Source organism: Lentzea miocenica (assembly GCF_033949945.1).
Classification (GTDB): Bacteria; Actinomycetota; Actinomycetes; order Mycobacteriales; family Pseudonocardiaceae; genus Lentzea; species Lentzea miocenica.
This window is the reverse complement of sequence record NZ_JAXAVW010000022.1, coordinates 145354-166867: the sequence shown is the minus strand read 5'-3', so window position 1 is coordinate 166867 and position 21514 is coordinate 145354. Positions and strand designations below refer to the sequence as shown.

The following is a 21514-nucleotide window of genomic DNA, read 5'->3' as shown; positions in this document are numbered from 1 at the left end:
TACCATCTGGAGTCATGAGACGACTCCTTGTGTTGGTTCTTTCCGCATTGCTGGCGTCAACAGGCACCGCTGCCGCCGACGAGCAGGTCGTCGGCGGCGAGCGGGCCTCCATCGAGGTCAACCCGTGGGCCGTCTACCTCACCGACGACCGCGGTGCCCTGTTCTGCGGCGGCACCATCGTCGCGCCGGCGAAGGTCCTCACCGCGGCGCACTGCGCACTCGGCCGCTCGCCCGCTGACCTGCGCGTTGTCGCCGGCCGCGAGGACAGGCACGATCGTGAGGCCGGAATGTCGGTCACGGTCTCGGAGATCTGGATCCACAAGCAGTACGTCTCCGCGGACGAGGGCGAGGACGTGGCCGTCCTGACCCTGAAGAAGGCGCTGCCGTACACCCCGCTGCCCATCGCGGAGCTGTCCGATCGGGAGCTCTACCAGCCCGGGACGCAGCTCAGGGCGCTCGGCTGGGGCCGCACCAGCGAGAACGGCAAGACGTCCCGCTACCTCATGCAGGCCACCGTGCCGGTGCTGCCGGACGACTTCTGCGTCGACGCGTACCCGCAGTTCGTGAAGACCGACATGTTCTGCGCGGGCTACGAGGGCGGCAGGATCGACACCTGCCAGGGCGACTCCGGCGGCCCGATCGTCGTCGCGGGCAAGCTCGTCGGCGTCACGTCGTGGGGCGAGGGCTGTGCGCGCAGGGGCAAGCCCGGGGTGTACGTCCGGCTCTCCCGGTACGCGAAGGACCTCCACCCGATCGTGGATGCTCTGCCGCCTGTGGTGACCGACCCCTAGACCGCTGAGCGGAGTTCCCGGATCAGATCGGCCCGGTAGCGCAGTCCCGCCGACTCCGCTCGTTCGATCGCCTTGTCGTACAACGCTTTGTCCTGGGTCAGCGCGGCCTTGCCGGCGAGCGCGCGCACCTCGATGATGCGGAACTCCGCGTCGATCGCTCGCCGCAGCACCTCGTCGTACTCGGCCGGTGAACGGTTGACCTCGGCGAGCGCGAGGCACGCGTCGACCTCGATGAACATGTCGTCGTCGCCGGCCAGTTCGAGCGCGCGTTCCGCCTGCTCGCGTGCTTCCGAACGTCTGCCGGTCGCGATGAGCAGCTCCGCGTACTCGACCCGCGCGGACATCTCGATGGGCCGCAGGCCGTGACGTTGCGACAGGTCCAACGCTTCGTGGAACGCTTCTTCGGCTTCGGCGTGCTTGTGCTGTGCCGCGAGCACGACACCGAGGTTGTTGAGGCCGTTCGAGGTGTGCTGAAGGTCGTTGATCTCCCGTGCGAGCGTCACCGACCGCCTGAGCGACTCCTCGCTGGAGTCGAGCCTGCCCAGTTCCAGCTCCACCAGGCCGAGGTTGCCGAGACCGCCGATGAGCTGCGAACGCATGCCGTTCGGTCCGTAGAGCACGAGCGCGGCGCTGAGATTCTGACTGGCCAGGTCGAGTTCGCCGAGGTCGTGGTAGATCCCGGCGAGGATGTTGAGCGCCGTCGCCTCCTCCGCCTGCCTGCTGGCGGCGCGGAACTCTGCGATCGCCTGCTCGCAGTGCCGGATGGCCTGGCGGTGCTCGCCGAACCGCCAGTCGAGGTACGCGAGGCACACCCGCATCGCCGCGGCCCGTTGCCCGGCCTCGTGGCTGAGCGCGGCCTCGGCGACGATCCGGAGTTCGCCGTAGTAACCGGACTGCAGCAGGTAGGCGCGCATCGCCACGACCAGCGCGGCGTCCTTCCGCTCCTGGGCGAGCGCGACGAGGTTGAGCCTCTCCGTCTCGAACCAGGCCATCGCCTCCGCGCGGTCCGCGAACGCGACCTGGTCGGCCGTGGGCGGCAGCAGCCGGGTGAAGCCGGCGTTGAGCGCGGCGTCGGCGCCGTCTGCCCGCTTGAGGTACCAGTCGAAAACCGCCTGCCGGTCCTGCGCAGTGGTCCGCTCGTGGGCGTACAGGCGCAGGAGGTCGTGCAGCTGGTAGCGATCTCCGTTCTGCTGCACCAGGTTCGCCGCGACCAGCTCGTCGATCGAGGTGCTCACCAGACCGCTCGGGATGTCCGGCCCCGGCACGGCGCCCAGGTAGTCGAACGTGCGCCGGGCCCGCTGCGACAGCTTCCGGTAGGAGAGGTCGAACGTGGCCTGCACGGCCGTGTCGTCCTCGATCTCCAGCGCGTCGAGCCGGTGCTCCCGCAGCTCGCCGACGTAGTCCGGCAGATGGCGTCCGGCGAGGTTCGCCCCGGCGATCCGCAACGCCAGCGGCAACCGCGCGCACAACGCGATCAGCTCGCTCGTGTCCCCGTCGACACGCATGCCCTTGAGCAGCTCATGCGCCTCCTGCTCGGTCAGCACACCCAACCTGACCTGCGTGAACTGCGGCATGTCCTGTCGGCTCGTGATCAACGCGGCACAGCCGGGCGTGCCGGGCAGCAACGGCGTGATCACCTCGGCCGTCGCGTTGTCGAGCACCACCAGCACCCGCCGGTTCCTGAGCAGCTCGCGGTAGTCGTCGTTCGGCCCGCCGCCCAGCGCCTTCACGAACCGCGCCAGCGCCTGCTCGACCGTCATCGACGGTCCGGTGGAGTACCCGCGCAGGTCCACGTACAGCTGCCCGTCCGGGAACTGAGCGCGCAACCGATGCGCCTCCCGCACCGCCAGCACCGTCTTGCCGACCCCCGGCAACCCGGTGATCGCCCGCACCGGCGCGTCGATGAGCTCCAGCCGCGCGATCTCTTCCTTCCGGCCCACGAAGTCCGGCAGATCGGCGGGCAGCTGACACGGCGCGGGCGGCCGCGGCACGAGCCGGTAGCCGGTCGACTCGGTGATCACCTGCTCGGTGGCGCGCAGCCGGCTGACCAACGTGCGCAACGCGGCGCGCGGGTGCTTCGGCGGATCGTCCGGCCAGACCTCGGCCGCCAGCACGTCGAACGGCACGGGCTCGCCGGGACGCGCGGCCAGCGCGTCACGCAGAGCCCGCAGTCGATCCGCCACGAGATCGAGTGTGCCTCAGAGCACGAGGCCCACGGACATCGTGAGGAACACCGCCGCGCACACCGCGTCCAGCGCCGTCGTCACGCCGGGCCGCTTCAACCGCCCGGCCACCCGCGACGCCGCCAGCACGATCATCAGCTCCCACACCGCGGCGAGTCCGAGGAACACCACCGCGAGCATCGCGAGCTGAGGCGCCGGTTCACCCGATCCGATGAACTGCGGCAGGAACGCGAGCGAGAACAGGATCATCTTCGGGTTGGTGATGTTGGTCAGGAAGCCCTGCCGGAACGGCCGGTTGCTCATGACCTCCTCCGGCTCGCCGCCGGAGCGCTTGATCAGCCCGCGTGCGATGGAAATCGCGAGGTAGAGCAGGTAGGCGGCACCGATCCAGCGCAGCGCCGTGAGCACCATCGGGTACTGCGCGAGCACCACGCCGAGGCCGGAGATCACCAGCGCCACCTGTACCGCGGCGGCCGAGTGGATGCCCGCGAGTGCCAGCAGGCCGGCGCGGGTGCCGGAGCGCAGTGACGTGCGGAGCAACAGGAACGCGTCAACACCGGGGGTCACGATGACGACCGCGCACGCGATGAGAAAGGCCGGAACCTGGCCGAAGTCGAACAACACCGTACATACCCCCGTGAGCTACACCACTGACCGTAAAATCTTCGGCCTGACGCGACACTAACACGAGAATCTCCGGTTTTGACGTCGCCTTAGCGCGATCGCTACGGTTGGTGACCAATCGTCCACCTGGCGCAACGAGGAGTGGTCCGTGAGGGGTAAGCGGCTTGCCGTGCTGGTAGCGGTGATCGCGCTGGTCAGCGGTGCGTCGACGGCCGATGCGATCGTCGGGGGGACACCCGCGCGGGTGTCGGACACCCCGTGGGTTGTGGCGATCACCACCACGGACGGTCAGCTGATCTGCGGTGGCGCGCTCGTCGCCCCGGACAAGGTCATGACGGCGGCGCACTGCGCGACGTTGAAGGGCGTGCTCGGCAAGAACCAGCGTCCGGCCGAGCAGTTGCGCGTGGTCGCGGGGCGCACGGACCTGCGCGTCAAGGACGACGGCGTCGAGGCCGCCGTCGCGAGCGTGTGGCGGCACCCCGACTACCAGGAGGTCACGAAGGGCGACGACGTGGCCGTGCTGACGCTCGCCCGCTCGCTGCCGTACCGGACGATCGCGCTCGGCGAGGTCGGTGACGACGGTGTCGTGCTCGGCTGGGGCCGCACCGCAGAGGGCACCCCGCCGTCCATGACGCTGCGCAAGGTGACGGTGCCGATCCTGTCCGACGCGGAGTGCGCGCTGAAGGAGCCGGACTACCGGCCTGGCGCGATGTTGTGCGCCGGGCGCGGGGGACGTGACGCGTGCACGGGTGACTCTGGCGGGCCGCTGGTCGTGAAGGGCAGGCTCGCGGGCGTGGTGTCGTTCGGCCGCGGTTGTGCGCGCCCCGATGAACCTGGTGTCTACACCCGGCTCGCTCACTACCGGTCGGTACTGGGCTTCTGATATCCAAGGTTCGGTGCGAACCACACCGTTTCCGGCCACCCTGCGCCGCCAGTGGGGACTCGATCTGAGCCCCTCCCAGCTCTACGCGATCCTGCGACTGCGTCAGGACGTGTTCGTCGTCGAGCAGAACAGCGTCTACTGCGATGTGGACGGCCGTGACCTCGAACACGGGACGCGGCACTTTTGGCTGGAGGCTGACGGATCGCACGACCCGCTCGCGTACCTGCGGCTGCTGGAGGAGCCTGACGGCACGCTGCGGATCGGACGTGTCGTCACCTCACGGATGGCGCGCGGACGTGGGTTCAGCCGCAGACTCGTGCAGGCCGCTCTGGCAGACGTCGGTAGCACGCCGTGCGTGCTCGACGCGCAGACCTACGTCGTGGACTTCTACGCGTCGTTCGGTTTCGTGCCCGAAGGGGAAGAGTTCATCGAGGACGGGATTCCACACCTGCGGATGTGGCGCACTCCCTGATCACGCGCACCGCGCGCTCGATGTCGGCCTCGGTCAGATCGGCGCGCGCGGTGAGCCGCAGTCTGCTGATCTGGTCCGGCACCGACGGCGGCCGGAAGCAGCCGACGATCACGCCGTTGGTGCGGCAGTTCTCGGCCCACTGGAACGCCTGCTCCGGTGACGGTGCCCGCACGCTCACGACGGCGGCGGTCGGCGTGCTCGCCTGGAAACCGGCTTCCTTCAGACGGTTGCTCAGGTCGTGCGCCACGGTCAGCGCCCGCTCGGGACGGTCCGGCTCCTCGCGCAGGATCTTGATCGCGGCCAGCGACGCCGCCGCGCTGCTCGGCGCGAGACCGGTGTCGAAGATGAACGTGCGCGCGGTGTCGATCAGGTGCTTGATCACCCGGCTCGGGCCGAGCACCGCGCCGCCCTGCGCGCCGAGCGACTTGCTCAGCGTCAGCGTGGTGATCACGTCCGGCGCCTTGATCAGGCCGGCCTCGGCCACGGCTCCGCGGCCGCCGGGCCCGACGACACCGAGTCCGTGCGCGTCGTCGACGACCAACGCCGCACCGGTCGCGCGGCAGGCCTCGTGCAGTTCGTTGAGCGGAGCGATGTCGCCGTCGACGCTGAAGACCGAGTCCGTGACGACGATCGCGCGCCGCTTGCCGCGGGTCTCCAGCGCGTGCCGGACCTGGCCGACGTCGCAGTGACCGGCGACCACGACGTCCGCTTTGGACAGGCGCGTGCCGTCGATCAGCGAGGCGTGGATGTGCTGATCCGCGACGATCGCGGTGCCGGGGCCGGTGAGCGCCGTGAGCGCGCCCAGGTTCGCCATGTACCCGCTGCTGAACACCAGCGCCGACTGCGACCCGCAGAAGTTCGCGAGCTCGTACTCCAGCTCGGCGTGCAGCTCCGTAGAACCCGTGACCAGGCGCGATCCCGTGGACCCCACGCCCCACTTGAGCGTGGCGGCGGCCGCGGCACCCGCCACGCGCTTGTCCTTGGCGAGGCCCATGTAGTCGTTGCTGGCGAGGTCGAGGTCCGTCGAGTCCGCCGTGCGCGGCCGCAGCCGCCTGGTCAGACCCGCCTTGGCGCGCGCTTCAGAGCGGACGTCGATCCAGTCGAACGTCGACTCACCACCACTGGAAATCGCCTCAGTTGTGCTCACGGTCACCGACTGAGTCTCCCATCCGCCGACTAGCGTGCCGCTTGTGGACCTGTTCACCTTCACGCGTGCCGAACTCACCTCGCCGGTGCAGTTCTGCGACGGCCGCTGGGTGGTGTCGGACTACGACGACGTGCGCGCCGTCCTGGCCGATCCGGTCACTTTCCTGCCCGACAACGCCCTGACCGCCGTCACTCCGGTCGTACCCGCCGCGCTGCGCACCCTGGTGAGGGCCCGCTTCTCGTTGCCGCCGACGCTCGCGAACAACGGGTCCTCGTCGCACGCCGGCCTGCGGAAACTCGTCGCGTCGTTCTTCACGCCGGTTCGTGTCGCCGCCGCGGAGCCTCGCATCCGGGAGCTCGTTTTGGAACGGCTGGGTGGCACGGATCTCGTGCACTCACTCGCGTGGGACCTGCCGGCGATCGTGCTGATGGACCTGCTCGGCCTGGAGAACGTCGACATCCCGACGCTCAAACGGTGGAGCTCCGGATCGCTGGAGTTCTTCTGGGGCAACATCTCCCGCGAACGTCAGCTGGAACTGGTCGACGACGTCGGCGACTTCCACCAGTGGCTGATCAAGCGCTACCACGCCGGGGACGGCGAGCTGTTCTGCGCGCTGGCCGACGCCGGCGTGTCCGCCGAGGACTCCGCCGGGCTCTGCTACTTCCTGCTGATCGCGGGCCAGGAGACGACGACTCAGTTGTTGTCCACGGCGTTGCGTCGCGCGTTGCAAGACCGCGCGTTGTGGGCTCGCTTGCCGTTGCCCGGTGTCGCTGAGTCGTTCGTGGAGGACGTGCTGCGGACCGACACGCCCGTGGTGACCTGGCGGCGGCTGACTGCCCGTGAGGTCGTGCTGTCCGGTGTGCGCGTCCCTGCCGGTGCCGAGCTCGTGTTGTTGTTGAGCGGCAAGGAGAGCGACCCTCGCCACCTCGCGTTCGGCTATGGCCGCCACTTCTGCCTCGGCGCCGGGCTGGCGCGGTTGGAGGCCGCGGTGACCCTGCGGACCGTGGCGGAGCACGAGCCGTCGTTGCGCCTGGCCGGTGACGATCCGGAGTGGCTCAACCTGCTGTCGTTCCGCGCGCCCAGGTCGGTCACGGTCGCGCGATGAGCTTGCCCTGCGTGGTCCGAGCTTCGAGTGCTCGGTGCGCTTCGGCGATCTCTTCGAGCTGGTAGACCTCGCCGAGCACCGGCTTGAGGTGGTGGCTGAACACCTCTTCCGGCGTCACGTCGCGAGGGAGCCCCATGACCGCGACACCCTTGCGGAAGACGTCGCTCGCCGACACGTCCAACGGCTCACCGCTCGCGAACCCGAACACGACCATGCGCCCCACACCGTCCTTGAGCAGTTCGAACGCCCGCTTCCCGACGGCGCCGCCGATGGACTCGAACGCGGTGGTGCCCTGCAGCGCCAGCGCTTCGCGACCGCCGGTCCGGATCTCGATGCCGTGAATCGGACTACCGGTCCATATCGCCGGCACGGTCGAACGGACCGCCAGTCCCTCAGCGTCCGCGGTGTCCAACCGGACTGCCGGTCCGGATCGTCCTCCACCAAGCACACGCCCTGCTCGCCGTGTTGAGGGGAGAACACATCGCATTCCTGCTCGAGCGGCGCATGACCGCCTATGACGTCCGGGCGGGCGTTATCTCGCTCGCCGACACGCTCGCGGCTGAGGTTTGATGCTGGGGTGTTGAACCGCCAGCTCTCCGGAGTCACGAAGCGCACCCTGCTCGAAGAGCTCGGCCCGGTGCCGGACGTCGAGCCCGACCGCTACGGCGACGGCGGCCCGGTGGGCGCGCTGGAGGAGCGGGTCGCGCAACTGCTGGGCACCGAGGCCGCGTTGTTCGTGCCGACCGGGACGATGGCGCAGCAGATCGCGCTGAAGTGCTGGGCCGACCGCACGCACAACCCGATCGTCGCGATGCACCCGCAGGCGCACCCGCTCAACCACGAGGACGACGCGCTGACCGTGCTGTCCGGCCTGCGTCCGATCAAGGTGCCGAACTCCGAGGTGGCCACCTGTCCTGAGCCGTACGGGACGCTGCTGCTCGAGGTGCCGGACCGCGAGGCCGGGTTCGTCCTGCCGACCTGGGACGAGCTGACCACGCTGGTGGACCAGGCCCGCGAACGGGACGCGGTCGTGCACCTCGACGGCGCGCGGCTGTGGGAGAGCACGTACGGCCTGGGCAAGCCTCTGACCGAGATCGCGGGCCTGTTCGACTCGGTGTACGTCTCGTTCTACAAGTCGCTGGAGGGCATGTCGGGCGCGGCGCTCGCGGGCAGCCAGGACTTCATCGACCAGGCACGGGTCTGGCGGCACCGGTACGGCGGCATGCTGTTCCAGCAGTGGCCGGCGGCGCTGTCCGCGATGCACGGGCTGGACACGGTGCTCCCGAAGCTCGGCGGCTACGTCGAGCACGCCAAGGTCGTGGCCGCGGCGATGGGCCTGCCGGAGCCGCACACCCACCAGTTCGCGCTGCACCTGCCGGGTGACCCGAAGAAGCTGACCGAGGCGAGTGGCGAGTTCCTCGGCTCGTTCTGGCGGGACGGCACGCTCGCGAAGACCGAGATCACCGTGGCCGCGCCCGCGCTGGAGTGGACCGCCGACGAGGTCCGGGAGGCCTGGGCGGAGTTCCAGAGCCTGATCTAGGGCGACATCGCTCACCTGGCTGTTGGTCGCGCGGGTGCGAAATGCGACGATGCCGGGGCTGTGAGGGGAGTGCGAGGAAGCCGGTGCGAATCCGGCGCCGTCCCGCGACTGTGACCGGTCTCAAGGAGAAGCCGGGAGTCAGGAACTCGTCCCCCTCTTGATCACCGACCGCGGGCGTGGACACCCGAGGAAGGACTTCGCCGAGCATGTTCCCCTTTTCGGCTGTCGTCGGACATGACGACCTCCGGCTGGCCCTCCTGTTGAACGCCGTGCACCCCGGCATCGGTGGTGTTCTCGTGCGTGGCGAGAAGGGCACCGCGAAGTCGACGATCGTGCGTGCCCTGGCCGCGCTGCTGCCGGAACTCGACGTCTCGCAGGGCTGCCGTTTCGGCTGTGTGCCCGGCAGCACCGACTGCCCCGACGCGCCGCACGAGAGTGTTGAACGCCGTCCGGCCAAGCTGGTCGAACTGCCTGTGGGCGCCACTGAGGACCGGCTGGTGGGCTCGCTCGACCTGGAGAAGGCGCTGACCGAGGGCGTGCGGGCGTTCCAGCCCGGTCTGCTCGCCGCGGCGCACCGGGGCGTGCTCTACGTCGACGAGGTCAACCTGCTGCACGACCACCTGGTCGACCTGCTGCTGGACGCCGCCGCGATGGGGCGCGCGCACGTCGAACGCGAAGGCGTGTCGATCTCGCACCCGTCCCAGTTCCTGCTGGTCGGCACCATGAACCCGGAGGAGGGCGAGCTGCGGCCGCAGCTGCTCGACCGGTTCGGGCTGACCGTGGCGGTGAAGGCGGCCCGCGACGTCGGCGTCCGCACCGAGGTGATCCGGCGCCGGCTCGCCTACGAGGCCGACCCCGTGCCGTTCGCGGCGAAGTGGGCGGAAGAGGACGCCGCGCTGAAGCGGCAGATCGAGCACGCCCGCGAGAACCTCAAGGCCGTGTCCCTTCCGGACGGTGAACTGCGCCGGATCGCCGCTGTCTGCGCGGCGTTCGAGGTCGACGGCATGCGCGCGGACCTCGTCGTCGCCCGTGCCGCCACCGCGCACGCCGCCTGGCGAGGTGCCCGGCAGGTCGAGGAGACCGACGTCGAGGTCGCGGTCAGGCTCGCCCTGCCGCACCGGCGCCGCCGCGACCCGTTCGACGAGCCCGGCATCGAGGAACAGCAGCTCGAGGACGCCATGCGCCAGGCCGCCGAGCACGCGGAAGAACCGGAAGAGGGCCCGGACGACGACGGCCCCGGCGGTGGTGAACTGCCCGAACCGCAGGAAGGCCCGGCGGGCAACGGAAACGCGCCGCGGGACCGTCCCGCACCGGAACCCGCACCCGCGTTCAAGGCGCGGCTGCTGGAGGTGCCAGGAGTCGGCGAAGGCGCACCGGGCAAGCGTTCCAGGGCCCGTGCCCGGACCGGCCGGATCGTGCGTTCGTCCAAAGTGGACGGCAACGGCCTGCATCTCGTCGACACGCTCACCAACGCGGCACCGCACCAGCAGGCGCGCGGCCGCAGCGGCCCCGGACTCCTGCTCACCGCGGGAGATCTCCGCAAGGCGGTCAGGGAGGGCAAGGAGTCGAACCTCGTCCTGTTCGTCGTCGACGCCTCTGGCTCGATGGCGGCACGGCAGCGGATGTCGGCCGTCAGCGGCGCGGTCGTCTCGCTGCTGCGCGACGCCTACCAGCGCCGGGACAAGGTCGGCGTGGTGACGTTCCGCGGCAACCAGGCCGAAGTCGCTTTGCCCCCGACGACTTCCGTCGACGCGGCGGCCACCCGCCTGAAGAAGATGCGCACCGGCGGCAGGACCCCGCTCGCGGACGGACTGCTGAAGGCCCACCGCGTCCTGGAGATCGAACGGCTGCGCGACCCGCGGAAGCGCCCGCTCGTGGTGTTGCTGACCGACGGCCGCGCGACCTCGTCCGGCCTCGGCGGCGACCCGATGAAGGACGCCCTGAAGGCCGCCGGCCTGCTCGAACAGACCGCCGTCGTGGTCGTGGACTGCGAACAGGGCCACATCAGGCTCGGCCTCGCGCAGAAGATCGCCGAAGCCCTGCAGGGCACCTGCGTCCGTCTCGACCAGCTCAGCGCCGACCACCTCGCCGGCGTCGTCCGGGCCGCATAAGGAGAATCCAGTGCCTCAAGGACAACCAACCGAGGTGCCGAAGGACGGCCTGACCACCCGCCAGCGCCGCAACCGGCCGTTGCTGATGCTGCACACCGGTGAGATGAAGGGGAAGTCGACGTCGGCGTTCGGCATGGCGCTGCGCGGCTGGAACCAGGGCTGGGACATCGGCGTGTTCCAGTTCGTGAAGTCCGCCAAGTGGAAGGTGGGCGAGGAGTCCGCGTTCAAGGCGCTCGGCCGGCTGCACGACGAGACCGGCGAGGGCGGCGCGGTCGAGTGGCACAAGATGGGCGAGGGCTGGTCCTGGACCCGCAAGCAGGGCACCGAGGACGACCACGCCACTGCCGCCCTTGAGGGCTGGCAGGAGATCTCGCGCCGTCTGCGGTCCGAACGCCACGGCTTCTACGTCCTCGACGAGTTCACCTACCCGCTGCACTGGGGCTGGATCGACGTCGACGAGGTGGTCGACACGCTGGTCAACCGGCCAGGTCACCAGCACGTCGTGATCACCGGCCGGTACGCGCCGGACAAGCTGATCGCCGCCGCCGACCTCGTCGTGGAGATGACCAAGGTCAAGCACCCGATGGACGCCGGGCAGAAGGGCCAGCGGGGGATCGAGTGGTGACCAGATGGTGAACAGGCTGGTCGTCGCGGCCCCCGCCTCCGGCAGCGGCAAGACCACGGTGGCGACGGGCCTGATGGCGGCGTTGCGCCGGGCCGGGTCGCGGGTCGCGCCGTTCAAGGTGGGGCCCGACTACATCGACCCCGGCTACCACTCGCTGGCCACGGCCCGTCCTGGCCGCAACCTCGACCCGGTCATGGTCGGCGAGCACCGGATTCCCGGCCTGTTCGCGCACGGCTCCAAGGGCTGTGACATCGCGGTGGTCGAGGGCGTGATGGGCCTGTTCGACGGACGGGTCGACACCGCGGGCGTCGGCTCGACCGCGCACGTGGCGAAGCTGATCAACGCGCCCGTGCTGTTCGTGGTGGACGCACGGGGGCAAAGCCGATCACTCGCGGCGCTGCTGCACGGGTTCCGCGGCTACGACCCGACGGTCCGGCTCGGTGGCGTGATCCTCAACCAGGTCGGGTCGGAACGGCACGAGCAGGTGCTGAGATCCGCGTGCGACGAGGTCGGTCTCGACGTGCTGGGCGTGTTGCCGCGTGATCCGCAGTTCTCCTTGCCCTCACGGCACTTGGGGCTCGTGACGGCCGCGGAGCACGGGTCGGAGGCCGTCGCCGCCGTCGACGCGATCGCCGCCGCGGTGGCGAAGCACGTCGATCTTGACGCGGTGCGCAGGCTGGCGTCGTCGGTGCCCGCGATGGCGGTGGCCGCGTGGGAACCGCAGGTCGAGGCGGTGGCTGACGAACCGCTGGTCGCGGTGGCTGGTGGAGCGGCTTTCACGTTCGGCTACGCCGAGCACGTCGAGGTGCTGAAGGCGGCGGGCGCGGCCGTCGCGGTCGTCGATCCGCTCAACGACGAGGACCTGCCGGAGGGGACCTCCGGTCTGGTGTTGCCCGGCGGATTCCCCGAGCAGCACGCGGAAGCTTTGTCGGCCAACGCGAAGTTGCGCGAAGCGGTCGCGCGGTTCGCTCGATCGGGTGCGCCGGTGCACGCCGAGTGCGGTGGGTTGCTGTACCTCGCAAGATCACTGGACGGGCACCCGATGTGCGGCGTGCTCGACGCCGAGGGGTTCATGACGCCGAAGTTGACCTTGGGTTATCGGGACGCGGTCGCCGCCACGTCGTCGCCGCTGCACCCGCCCGGCAGCCGCGTGACCGGCCACGAGTTCCACCGGACCCAGCTGTCCACACCGCACTCGAACCCGCCGGCGTGGCATTGGCGCGGCGTCGATTCCCGGCCCGTCGCGGAAGGTTTCGTGGCAGGTGGGGTGCACGCGTCGTACCTCCACACGCACCCGGCCGGTGATCCGGAGGCGGTGGCCCGTTTCGTGCGGGCCTGCCACCCGTTCGTGGCCGGAGTGGCAGACGGTACGGTCTTCGCTTAAGCCTCTCCCCGAAACCCCCTGTGGAGCTGTCGTGACGACGACCGGTCGGGTCTCCTTCGTCGGCGCCGGTCCCGGTGCCGCCGACCTCATCACTCTCCGAGGCGCGCGCCGCATCGCGGACGCCGACGTCGTCATCTGGGCTCCCAGTGCCGTCGACGCCGAGTGCGTCCGCGAGCACGCACGCGCCGACGCCGAACTCGTCGACTTCTCGCGTGTGACGCCCGAGGAGATCACGGACCTGTACCGCCGTGCCGCTGCTTCACGTCAGACGGTCGTGCGCCTGCACGCGGGCGACGCCGCGACCGGTGGTGGTGTGCAGGAGCAGCACGACCTGTGCGTGCGGCTCGGCCTCGAGGTCGAGGTCGTGCCGGGTGTGTCCGTCGTCGCCGCCGCGGCCGCCAAGATCGGCCGCGAGCTCACCCTGACCGAGGCGTCGTCGACCGTGCTGATCTCGCCGGAGAGCAGCGAGCTCGTCCGCGAGTTCGCCGCGTTGCAGACCACGATGGCCGCGACGGTCTCGGGCGCGCGCACCGGTCAGTTCGTCGAGAAGCTGCTGCAGGGCGGCTACTCGGCCGAGACGCCGGTCGTCGTCGCGTACAAGGTGAGCCAGGCCGACGAACTGGTCGTGCACACCACGGTCGGCGAGCTGGAGTCGGTGGTGAAGCAGCACAAGCTGTACCGCCCGACGCTGTTCCTGGTCGGCACCGCGGTGAAGACGCCCACCCGGCGCGTCTCCACGTCGGCCACCACGTCGCTGGACGAGCCGATCCGCGCCGCCCGCCCGACCCGCTGGTCGCGCCGTGCCGCCTCGCGCATCGCGACGCGCGTCGACGAGCCCATCCCGACTCCCGCGCCTGCCGCTCCCGCCACTCCCACCGCCGAGCCGAACCCGGCGTGGACCGCGGTCGAGGGAATACAACAGTCGGTCCGCAAGCCGGCCGAGGAGCCCGCGCCCAAGCCGAAGCTGACCGTGGTGGCGGCCGAGAAGCCGAAGCCGCCGACGGTCCGTGCTTCGACGTCCACGCCGAAGAAGAAGCCGACCGCCCGTAAGCCCAAGCGCACCGCCGGCAACTGATGCCAGAAGTCATGACAGTGCAGGCGTTGCAGGAGGCAGCGGGCCGTCCCGTCGAGCTCGTCGACGCCGCGGACGGCCTGCGTCCCGCGCTGAACGTGTGCCGCGCCCGCTCCGCCGTGATCGTCAAGCTGGCAGAGGGCGTCGGTCCCGCCGAGATCGGCGCGGGCCTCGCGGGCTGGCGGCGCATTCTGATGGTGTCGGACGCCGGCGAACTGACCACTGTGGACCCGCGCGACGCGGTGACCCGCCGCTGGACCGCGCCGGACGCGGTGTTGTGCCTGGCGGACAACGAGTTCCTGCGGTCGAACGACGGCTGGGCGCTGCCGGACGACTCCTTCGCGAGCCGCACGCACGTCCTCGGCGCCGAGGTCCGCGCGTTCGTGCTGGCCAGGCTCGCCCCGCGCCCCGGCGTGCTGGTGTGGGACGTGCTGGCCGGCTCCGGCGCGGTGGGCGTGGAGTGCGCCCGGCTGGGCGCCGCGGTGATCGCGGTCGAGCCCGACCCCGTGCAGTGCGTGCGGATCATCGCGAACGCGTCCGCGCACGGCGTCGACGTGCGGGTGGAGGAAGCCGAGCTGGACGCGCCCTCGTTGCCGCGCCCGGACGCGGTGTTCGTCGGCCGCGGCGACATCACCGCGGTCAAGGCGAGCGCGGCCGTGTCCGCCCGGCGCGTTGTCGTCGCGACGGAACGGGTGGACGAGATCGTGCCTGCCCGCGACGCGCTGCAGGCTGCGGGATACGAGGTGGAGGGCGTGCACTGGACCGCCTCCCGCCTGCTGGACTCCGGATTCGCACCCGCGGTCCCGGTGACTTTGTTGTGGGGAAGCAAGAAGTGAGTGCTGCGGGGGCCGGCGTCAGCCGGCTGCGGGGAGTTCAGTCGTGATCGGTGTCTTCGCCGGTTCTGACCAGCGCGGCGACGCCGCCGACCTCGCCGGCCTGCTCGGCTCGGACGCGGTCGTGCCGGACGGCGCGGTCAAGCCCGCCGTGCTGCAGCTGTGGCCGCGGATCGGCGCCGCGGTGCTGTTCCTGGACGCGGGCGCCGCGGTCCGGCTGATCGCGCCTCTGTTGCGGGACAAGCAGTCCGACCCCGCCGTGGTGTGCGTCGACCAGCACTTCGTGGTCGCACTGGCGGGGGACGCGGACACGTTCGCCCGGCACGTCGCGGACCTGCTGAACCGCACCGCCGTGGTGACCGGCGGCCCGTCGATCGACTCGGTGCTGGACGAACTCGTCGAGCAGCTCGACGCCACCGCGGACGGCGACGTCGCGGCCTGCGCCGCCGCCATCGAGGCGGGCGAGAAGGTCGTGCTGCGCAACCCGTTGGGCTTCCCGTTGCCCGCGCTGCCGCCCAACGTCGTCGCGGCGGGCGAGGACGCGGCGTGGATGATCGTCGTCGACGACCGGGCCGCCACGACCAAGGACAACGTGCTGCGGATCGTGCCGCGGACGCTTGTCGTCGGGGTGGGCTCGACGCGTGGTTCGTCGGCCACGAGCGTTGGTGCGGCGCTGGCGGAACTGGACGCACAGGGCGGCCTGGATCTGCGCGCCATCAAGGCGTTCGCGACGGCGGACGCCAAAGCGGACGAGCCCGGCATCGTGGACGCCGTGGAGGACTGGGGTTTCTGGCACGGCGACACCGCCGAGCTGCTGACGTTCCCGACCGAGGAACTGGCCGAGATCGGCGTGCCGAACCCGAGTTCGGTGGTGCGCAACTCGATGGGCACCGCGAGTGTCGCGGAAGCAGCGGCGTTGCGTGGCGCGCAGACCCTCGGCAACGGGGCCCCGGTCGAGCTCGCGGCCGAGAAGTTCAAGCGCGACAACGTGACCGTGGCCGCGGCACGGGTGTTGCCGCGCGGCAGGCTCGCGTTGGTCGGGCTGGGACCGGGTTCGGCGGAGGAACGCACGCCCCGTGCGGAGGCGGAGATCAGGCGCGCGGCGTTCGTCGTCGGCACGCCCGAGGCGATCGACGCCGTCGGGCCGCTGCTGCGTTCCGGCACCGAGGTCCGTCACGACGGCGCATGCGATTTGGCGTCGCGTGGTGCGGCTGTCGCGTTCGTCGCTTTCGGAGCTGGGCCAACAGTGGACATTCCGGTCGAAGCTGACGTGATTGTTGTTCCCGGAGTTTGGGACCGCTGACGTTTTTCCTTCTTTCGTAGGGTCTCCACCGAAGTTTTCTTGATTAGCGTCGCCATGCACACGGCCCCCCTGCCCAGGGCCCGAAGCACTGGAGACCGACATGAGATCGCGTCGTCTCGTCGCTGTCGCCTGCACCGCCGGCGTCGTCCTGTCCCTGCTGAGCGTCAACGCTCAAGCCGCGGCACCGAAAGAGGGCCTGCGCCTCCTGACCGTCCGCGACTCGCTGACCGCCACGCACACCTGGTACGAGCAGACCTTCGACGGAAAGCCCGTGCTGGGCGCGTACTACGTCGAGCACGTCGACAAGGCGACCGGCGCGAAGACCGTGAACGACGGCCGGATCGCCGTCGGCGCCGTCGACGTCACGCCCGCGGTCACCGCCGAGGACGCCAAGGCCAAGTCGGCCGGTGTGCCGGAAGGGGCGAACCTCAAGGTGCTGCCCGGCACCGGCCTCGTCTACGAGGTGATCTCCGACAACGGCAAGGGATCCGAACGCACGCTGGTGCACGCGGAGTCCGGTGCCGTCGTGAAGTCCGAGAGCCTGGTCAAGCACGCGGACGGCACCGGCAAGGTGTTCAGCCCGAACCCCGTCGTGTCGCAGCAGAACCAGAACCTCAAGGACGGCGACGACGCCGACTCGGCCGTGCCCGCCGCGGCCTACAGGTCGGTCACCCTGTCCAATCTGGACGGTTCCGGCTACCTCAAGGGCACGTACGCGCAGCTGACCGGTGCCAAGAGCAAGCTCGCGTACAACAAGAACAACCAGTTCGACTACACGCGCACCAACGACTACTTCGAGCAGGTCAACGCCTACTGGGGTGTGACAGAGGCGCATAAGTACATCCAGAGCCTGGGCTTCACGAACATCAACAACGAGGCGCAGAAGATCACCACGCTGGGCCTGAAGGACGACAACTCGTTCTACGACCCCAACAAGGACCAGATCACGTTCGGCACCGGCGGTGTCGACGACGCGGAGGACGTCGAGGTGGTGTGGCACGAGCTCGGTCACGCGATCCAGGACGCTCAGGTGCCCGGCTTCGGGCCCGGCCTCGAGTCGGGCTCGATCGGCGAGGGATTCGGCGACTGGTGGGCGTTGATCATGTCCTCCGCCGACTCGAAGGACACCACGACGACCCCGCTGGCGTGCATCATGGACTGGGACGCGACGTTCTACACGACCGAGACGCCGCATTGCCTGCGCCGCACCGACACTGAGCTGACCTACGCCGACCGCACCAACTCCGTGCACTTCAACGGTCAGATCTGGTCACGCGCCCTGTTCGACGTCTACAAGAAGTTCGGCAGGGACAAGGCGGCCAGGATCGTGCTCGAGGGCCAGTTCTCGTACGTTCCGGACACCACGTTCGCGGCCGCGGCCGCGGCGACCGTTGCCGCCGCCAAGAAGCTTTACGGCGACGCCGACGCGGCTGCTGTCCAGGCCGCGTTCACGGCACGTGGAATCGCCTGAGTCAAAAGTCAAACCGTCCGCAACAGACAAGTGGCGGTTGTGCTGCTGATTCTCCGCCCGTGACGCTGTGTGTGCCGCTGCTCGACACCCTGCACACACAGCGTCATCGGGAAGGACTGGCAACATGGCGAAAACCCTGCATCGCCTGATCGTGTCCGTCATGGTTTCCGCGCTCGCGAGCATCTTCTTCATCGCCCCCGCGGCCAACGCCGACGACGTGTCGCCGATGATCGTCGGAGGCACGCGAGCCAGCACCTCGACTTATCCGTGGGTGGTCTACCTGGCATCGACCTCCGGATCGCAGTTCTGCGGAGGCACGCTCACCAAGGCCAACAAGGTCGTCACCGCCGCGCACTGCGTGAAGGGCCGCACGGCCGCCAGCACGCGCGTCGTGCACGGCCGTGACGACAAGCAGAGCACCGCGGGCACGGTCGCGAACGTGACCAGGATCTGGATCCACCCGAGCTACACCACCGCGACCGCCGGCTACGACGTCGCCGTGCTGACGCTGGACCGCAACATCAACTCGGCGACGCTGCCGCTCGCCACCCCGGCCGACACCGCGCTCTACGCGGCCGGGAACTCCGCGCTGATCCTCGGCTGGGGCACCACGTCGTCGGGCGGTTCCGCCTCGCGGTACCTGCTCAAGGCCAACGTGCCGCTGACCTCGGACGCGACCTGCAAGACCGCGTACTCGCAGTACAGCAACACCTCGATGGTGTGCGCGGGCTTCCCGCAGGGCGGCGTCGACACCTGCCAGGGCGACTCCGGTGGCCCGCTGGTCTTCGGCGGCAAGCTCATCGGTGACACGTCCTGGGGCCGCGGCTGTGCCGGCGCGGGCTACCCCGGCGTGTACGGCCGGATCGCGCCGTACTACTCGGTGATCACCGCTCAGCTCTGAGTCGTCGTCTGTCTGTTGCAGGGTGCGTGCCTCGGCGCGCACCCTGCACGCATGGCTGATCTAGAAGCTGTGCCGGAGGACTGGTCGAGCGCGCTGGTCGTCGTCGCTCACCCTGATGACATGGAATACGGCGGTGCGGGCGCCATCGCGCGTTGGACCGCTCAAGGCAAGAAGATCGCGTACCTGCTCGCGTGCCGTGGCGAGGCCGGCATCGACTCGATGGAACCCGAGGTCTGCGGGCCGTTGCGGGTCGAGGAGCAGATCGCGTCCTGCGCGGCCGTCGGCGTGACCGACGTCGAGTTCCTGGACCACCCCGACGGCGTCATCGAGTACGGCGTGCCGTTGCGCCGCGACATCGCGGCCGCCATCCGCCGCTACCGGCCCGAGGTCGTGATCACGGGCAACTACCGCGAGACCTGGCCCGGTGGCGGCCTGAACATGGCCGACCACATCGCCGTCGGCCGTGCCACCGTCGACGCCGTGCGGGACGCGGGCAACCGGTGGATCTTCCCGGACCTGGGGCTGGAGAAGTGGGAAGGCGTCAAGTACGTGCTGGCGGCGTCCTCGCCGTTGTCGACGCACGCCGTGGACATCACTGACTCGTTCACCGCTTCGGTGGAGTCTTTGCGCGCCCACAAGGCCTATCTGGAGGCGCTGAGCGGCGACATGGCCAACCCCGAGCAGTTCCTGAAGTCGATGGCGGAGGCCGTGGGAAAGCAGTTCGGCGGCGGGCTGGCGACGTCGTTCGAGCTGTTGCGGCTGTGACCATGTTCCCTTCAACTGGACACGACGTGTCCGGTGTGGATGCTTCTACGCATGGCCCTTGAACAGCACTACCTGGCCGGCCTCGATCTCCGGGGCCGGCGCGTCCTCGTGGTCGGCGGAGGCACGGTCGCCCAGCGCCGCCTGCCCCGCCTGATCGCGTCCGGCGCCGCCGTCGAACTCGTGTCGCCGTCCGTCACGCCCGCGGTCCAGGGCATGGTCGACGCCGGGGAGTTGACCTGGCACCAGCGGCGTTATGAAGCCGGTGACGTCGAGGGCGCGTGGTACGTGGTGGCCTGCACGTCGAACGTCGAGGTGAACACGCAGATCGGCGAAGAAGCGCTTTCGCAGCGGGTGTTCTGCGTGCGCGCGGACATCGCCGTTGAGGGCACGGCCGTGACACCGGCTACCGGCACGCACGACGGCATGGTGCTCGGCGTGCTGGCGGGCGGAGAGCACCGCCGGTCGGCTTCGGTGCGCGACGGCCTCGTGGCGGCGTTGCGCGACGGTCGCATCGCGGACCAGGCCGCTCCGCCGGTCGGCGTGGCACTGGTGGGTGGCGGTCCCGGCGACCCCGAGCTGATCACCGTGCAGGGCAAGCGTTTGCTGGCCCACGCGGACGTCGTCGTCGCGGACCGGCTGGCCCCGCGCGAGCTGCTGGAGGAACTGCCCGCGCACGTCGAGGTCGTGGACGCGGCGAAGATCCCGTACGGCCGTGCGGCCACGCAGGAGTTCATCAACCAGACGTTGATCGACCGCGCCAAGGAGGGGAAGTTCGTCGTCCGGTTGAAGGGCGGCGATCCGTACGTGTTCGGACGCGGCTTCGAAGAGCTGCTGGCGTGCGCGGAGGCCGGGATCCCGGTCACCGTCGTGCCAGGCGTGACGTCGGCGTTCGGCGTGCCCGCTCTGGCCGGTGTGCCGGTGACGCACCGAGGCGTGGCACACGAGGTGGTCGTCGTCTCTGGCCACGTTGCACCAGACGACCCGCGCTCTCTCGTGGACTGGTCCGCAATCGCACGACTGCAGGGCACCGTTGTGCTGATGATGGCGGTCGAACGCGCCGGTGCGTTCGCCACGGCGTTGATGGAAGGCCGTCCCGGCACGACGCCCGTCGCCGTGATCCAGGAAGGCAGCACGGCATCTCAGCGCGTCTACCGGTCCACTTTGGACTCGCTGGGCGCGGACGTGAAGGCGTGGGAAGTTCGTCCGCCGGCGATCATCGTGGTGGGCCCTGTCGCCGGTATTGCTTCCGCAAATAGTTAGGTAAGTTCCTTTACAAAAACCGCCCGACCGGTGGACTCTGCATTCACGCCGCCTGAGTCCACCGGTTTGTGCGGAGGCATGCATGAAACGCGCCTTGTCTGTGGCGGCAGCAATTGTGTTGATGATGTCCGGTTTGTTCGCTTCGTCTCCCGTGAGCGCGGCCCCGGCGTCACAACAGGTCTTCTGGACGTTCTACGGCTGGTACGACAACACCCCGCCCGGCGGAGGCATCGCGTACCCGCAGATCCACAATTCGGCCGGCGGCAAGGGCACCTGGTCGGACCCGATCACGTTCGCGACGTCCAGCAAGGAAGCCAAGCCGGGCACGAGGATCTATTTCCCGCGCGTGAAGAAGTACTTCATCATGGAGGACTCCTGTTCCTCCTGTGAGCAGGACTGGAACGGCAACGGCCCCAACGGCGGCCCGAAGCTGTGGCACTTCGACGCGTGGGTGGGCGGCAAGGGCGGCAACGCCATGAACGTCATCGACTGCGAAGACGCGCTGACGAACTACCACGCCGACGGCAAACCGGTGATGGAGGAAACCATCATCAACCCGCCGTCGAACCTGACCGTGGACTCGACGCCGATCTTCAACACCTCGACCGGCGAGTGCTACGGCGGCGCGAAGCCCAAGACCACCAACGGCGAGTACAAGAACGTCTCGACCGGCAAGTGCCTGCAAGGCGGCTCCTCCGGCGCGCAGCTCACGACGGCCACCTGCAACGGCGCCGCCTCACAGCAGTTCAAGTTCCACGGCGCGTTCATGGAGCAGGGCTCGCCTCAGCAGTGCACCACGCTGTCCTCGGGCAAGGTGCTGCTGAAGAAGTGCGACGGCGGCCCGGCCCAGCAGTGGTCCATCAACCCGAACAAGACCATCTCGGACATGCAGCACAACACCAAGTGCTACCGGGACGCGTCGGGCAAGGTGACAGCGGCGTCCTGCTCCGGCGACGCCGCCAAGTGGACCTTCAAGGCCGCACCCACCAAGAAGTGATTCGCTGACCAGAACGGATGAAGGCCGCTCCACGCAACGGGGAGCGG

The 21514-nt window shown here is 69.6% G+C and carries 20 protein-coding genes and 1 riboswitch; of the genes, 16 read left to right on the top strand and 4 right to left on the bottom strand.

What is annotated here, in order from left to right; all coding sequences use genetic code 11:
* The first annotated feature begins 14 nt into the window (after window positions 1-14).
* A complete protein-coding gene (locus SK803_RS26550; RefSeq protein ID WP_319968816.1) occupies window positions 15-791 on the top strand; it encodes a S1 family peptidase in 777 nt (258 codons plus the stop codon).
* Here the strand turns inward: SK803_RS26550 and SK803_RS26545 are convergent.
* Together SK803_RS26545 and SK803_RS26540 are read right to left on the bottom strand one after the other, a co-directional pair.
* Window positions 788-2974 (bottom strand): tetratricopeptide repeat protein, encoded by a 2187-nt coding sequence (locus SK803_RS26545; protein WP_319968815.1) that lies wholly within the window; start codon window positions 2972-2974, stop codon window positions 788-790. The genes SK803_RS26550 and SK803_RS26545 overlap by 4 nt on opposite strands.
* 15 nt (window positions 2975-2989) lie before the next feature.
* Entirely contained in the window at window positions 2990-3598 is a 609-nt protein-coding gene (locus tag SK803_RS26540) for a LysE family translocator (RefSeq protein ID WP_319968814.1), read from the bottom strand.
* Window positions 3599-3746: 148 nt separating this feature from the next.
* Here SK803_RS26540 and SK803_RS26535 point away from each other — a divergent pair, with 148 nt between their 5' ends.
* A complete protein-coding gene (locus SK803_RS26535) occupies window positions 3747-4481 on the top strand; it encodes a serine protease (RefSeq protein ID WP_319968813.1) in 735 nt (244 codons plus the stop codon).
* Window positions 4482-4494: 13 nt separating this feature from the next.
* Window positions 4495-4953 (top strand): GNAT family N-acetyltransferase, encoded by a 459-nt coding sequence (locus SK803_RS26530; protein ID WP_319968812.1) that lies wholly within the window; start codon window positions 4495-4497, stop codon window positions 4951-4953.
* Here the strand turns inward: SK803_RS26530 and SK803_RS26525 are convergent.
* A complete protein-coding gene (locus SK803_RS26525) occupies window positions 4907-6100 on the bottom strand; it encodes an 8-amino-7-oxononanoate synthase (RefSeq protein ID WP_319968811.1) in 1194 nt (397 codons plus the stop codon). The genes SK803_RS26530 and SK803_RS26525 overlap by 47 nt on opposite strands.
* A 43-nt stretch (window positions 6101-6143) precedes the next feature.
* On the opposite strand from SK803_RS26525, the gene SK803_RS26520 reads away from it, so the two are divergent.
* A complete protein-coding gene (locus tag SK803_RS26520) occupies window positions 6144-7205 on the top strand; it encodes a cytochrome P450 family protein (RefSeq protein WP_319968810.1) in 1062 nt (353 codons plus the stop codon).
* Here the strand turns inward: SK803_RS26520 and SK803_RS26515 are convergent.
* Entirely contained in the window at window positions 7189-7617 is a 429-nt protein-coding gene (locus SK803_RS26515) for a zinc-binding dehydrogenase (RefSeq protein WP_319968809.1), read from the bottom strand. The two genes, SK803_RS26520 and SK803_RS26515, sit on opposite strands and share 17 nt — an antisense overlap.
* A gap of 168 nt (window positions 7618-7785) precedes the next feature.
* Here SK803_RS26515 and SK803_RS26510 point away from each other — a divergent pair, with 168 nt between their 5' ends.
* From SK803_RS26510 to SK803_RS26455, 12 genes are all read left to right on the top strand, one after another.
* The gene (locus SK803_RS26510; RefSeq protein ID WP_319968808.1) at window positions 7786-8745 is read left to right on the top strand and encodes a threonine aldolase family protein; all 960 of its coding nucleotides are present in this window, start codon (window positions 7786-7788) and stop codon (window positions 8743-8745) included.
* A 38-nt stretch (window positions 8746-8783) separates the two neighbouring features.
* A riboswitch (cobalamin riboswitch) is annotated at window positions 8784-8913 on the top strand.
* A gap of 38 nt (window positions 8914-8951) precedes the next feature.
* The gene (locus tag SK803_RS26505) at window positions 8952-10856 is read left to right on the top strand and encodes a putative cobaltochelatase (protein WP_319968807.1); all 1905 of its coding nucleotides are present in this window, start codon (window positions 8952-8954) and stop codon (window positions 10854-10856) included.
* Between the two features lie 10 nt (window positions 10857-10866).
* Window positions 10867-11481: a cob(I)yrinic acid a,c-diamide adenosyltransferase gene (gene cobO / locus SK803_RS26500; RefSeq protein WP_319968806.1), complete on the top strand. Its 615-nt coding sequence runs from the start codon at window positions 10867-10869 to the stop codon at window positions 11479-11481.
* Between the two features lie 4 nt (window positions 11482-11485).
* Window positions 11486-12865, top strand: a complete 1380-nt coding sequence (locus SK803_RS26495) for a cobyrinate a,c-diamide synthase (protein WP_319968805.1) — start codon at window positions 11486-11488, stop codon at window positions 12863-12865.
* 31 nt (window positions 12866-12896) lie between these two features.
* A complete protein-coding gene (locus SK803_RS26490) occupies window positions 12897-13940 on the top strand; it encodes a cobalt-precorrin-4/precorrin-4 C(11)-methyltransferase (RefSeq protein ID WP_319968804.1) in 1044 nt (347 codons plus the stop codon).
* A gap of 11 nt (window positions 13941-13951) precedes the next feature.
* A complete protein-coding gene (locus tag SK803_RS26485) occupies window positions 13952-14773 on the top strand; it encodes a hypothetical protein (protein ID WP_319968803.1) in 822 nt (273 codons plus the stop codon).
* Window positions 14774-14816: 43 nt separating this feature from the next.
* Window positions 14817-16073, top strand: coding sequence for a cobalamin biosynthesis protein (locus tag SK803_RS26480; protein ID WP_319968802.1), 1257 nt, complete (start codon window positions 14817-14819; stop codon window positions 16071-16073).
* Window positions 16074-16173: 100 nt separating this feature from the next.
* Window positions 16174-17544 (top strand): M4 family metallopeptidase, encoded by a 1371-nt coding sequence (locus SK803_RS26475; protein ID WP_319968801.1) that lies wholly within the window; start codon window positions 16174-16176, stop codon window positions 17542-17544.
* Between the two features lie 124 nt (window positions 17545-17668).
* On the top strand, window positions 17669-18445 hold the full coding sequence (locus tag SK803_RS26470; RefSeq protein WP_319968800.1) for a S1 family peptidase: 777 nt from the start codon (window positions 17669-17671) through the stop codon (window positions 18443-18445).
* A gap of 51 nt (window positions 18446-18496) precedes the next feature.
* The gene (locus tag SK803_RS26465; protein WP_319968799.1) at window positions 18497-19210 is read left to right on the top strand and encodes a PIG-L deacetylase family protein; all 714 of its coding nucleotides are present in this window, start codon (window positions 18497-18499) and stop codon (window positions 19208-19210) included.
* A 51-nt stretch (window positions 19211-19261) separates the two neighbouring features.
* Complete coding sequence (gene cobA / locus SK803_RS26460) at window positions 19262-20470, top strand: uroporphyrinogen-III C-methyltransferase (RefSeq protein WP_319968798.1); 1209 nt, start codon at window positions 19262-19264, stop codon at window positions 20468-20470.
* 82 nt (window positions 20471-20552) lie between these two features.
* Window positions 20553-21467, top strand: a complete 915-nt coding sequence (locus tag SK803_RS26455) for an RICIN domain-containing protein (protein WP_319968797.1) — start codon at window positions 20553-20555, stop codon at window positions 21465-21467.
* Window positions 21468-21514: the final 47 nt, after the last annotated feature.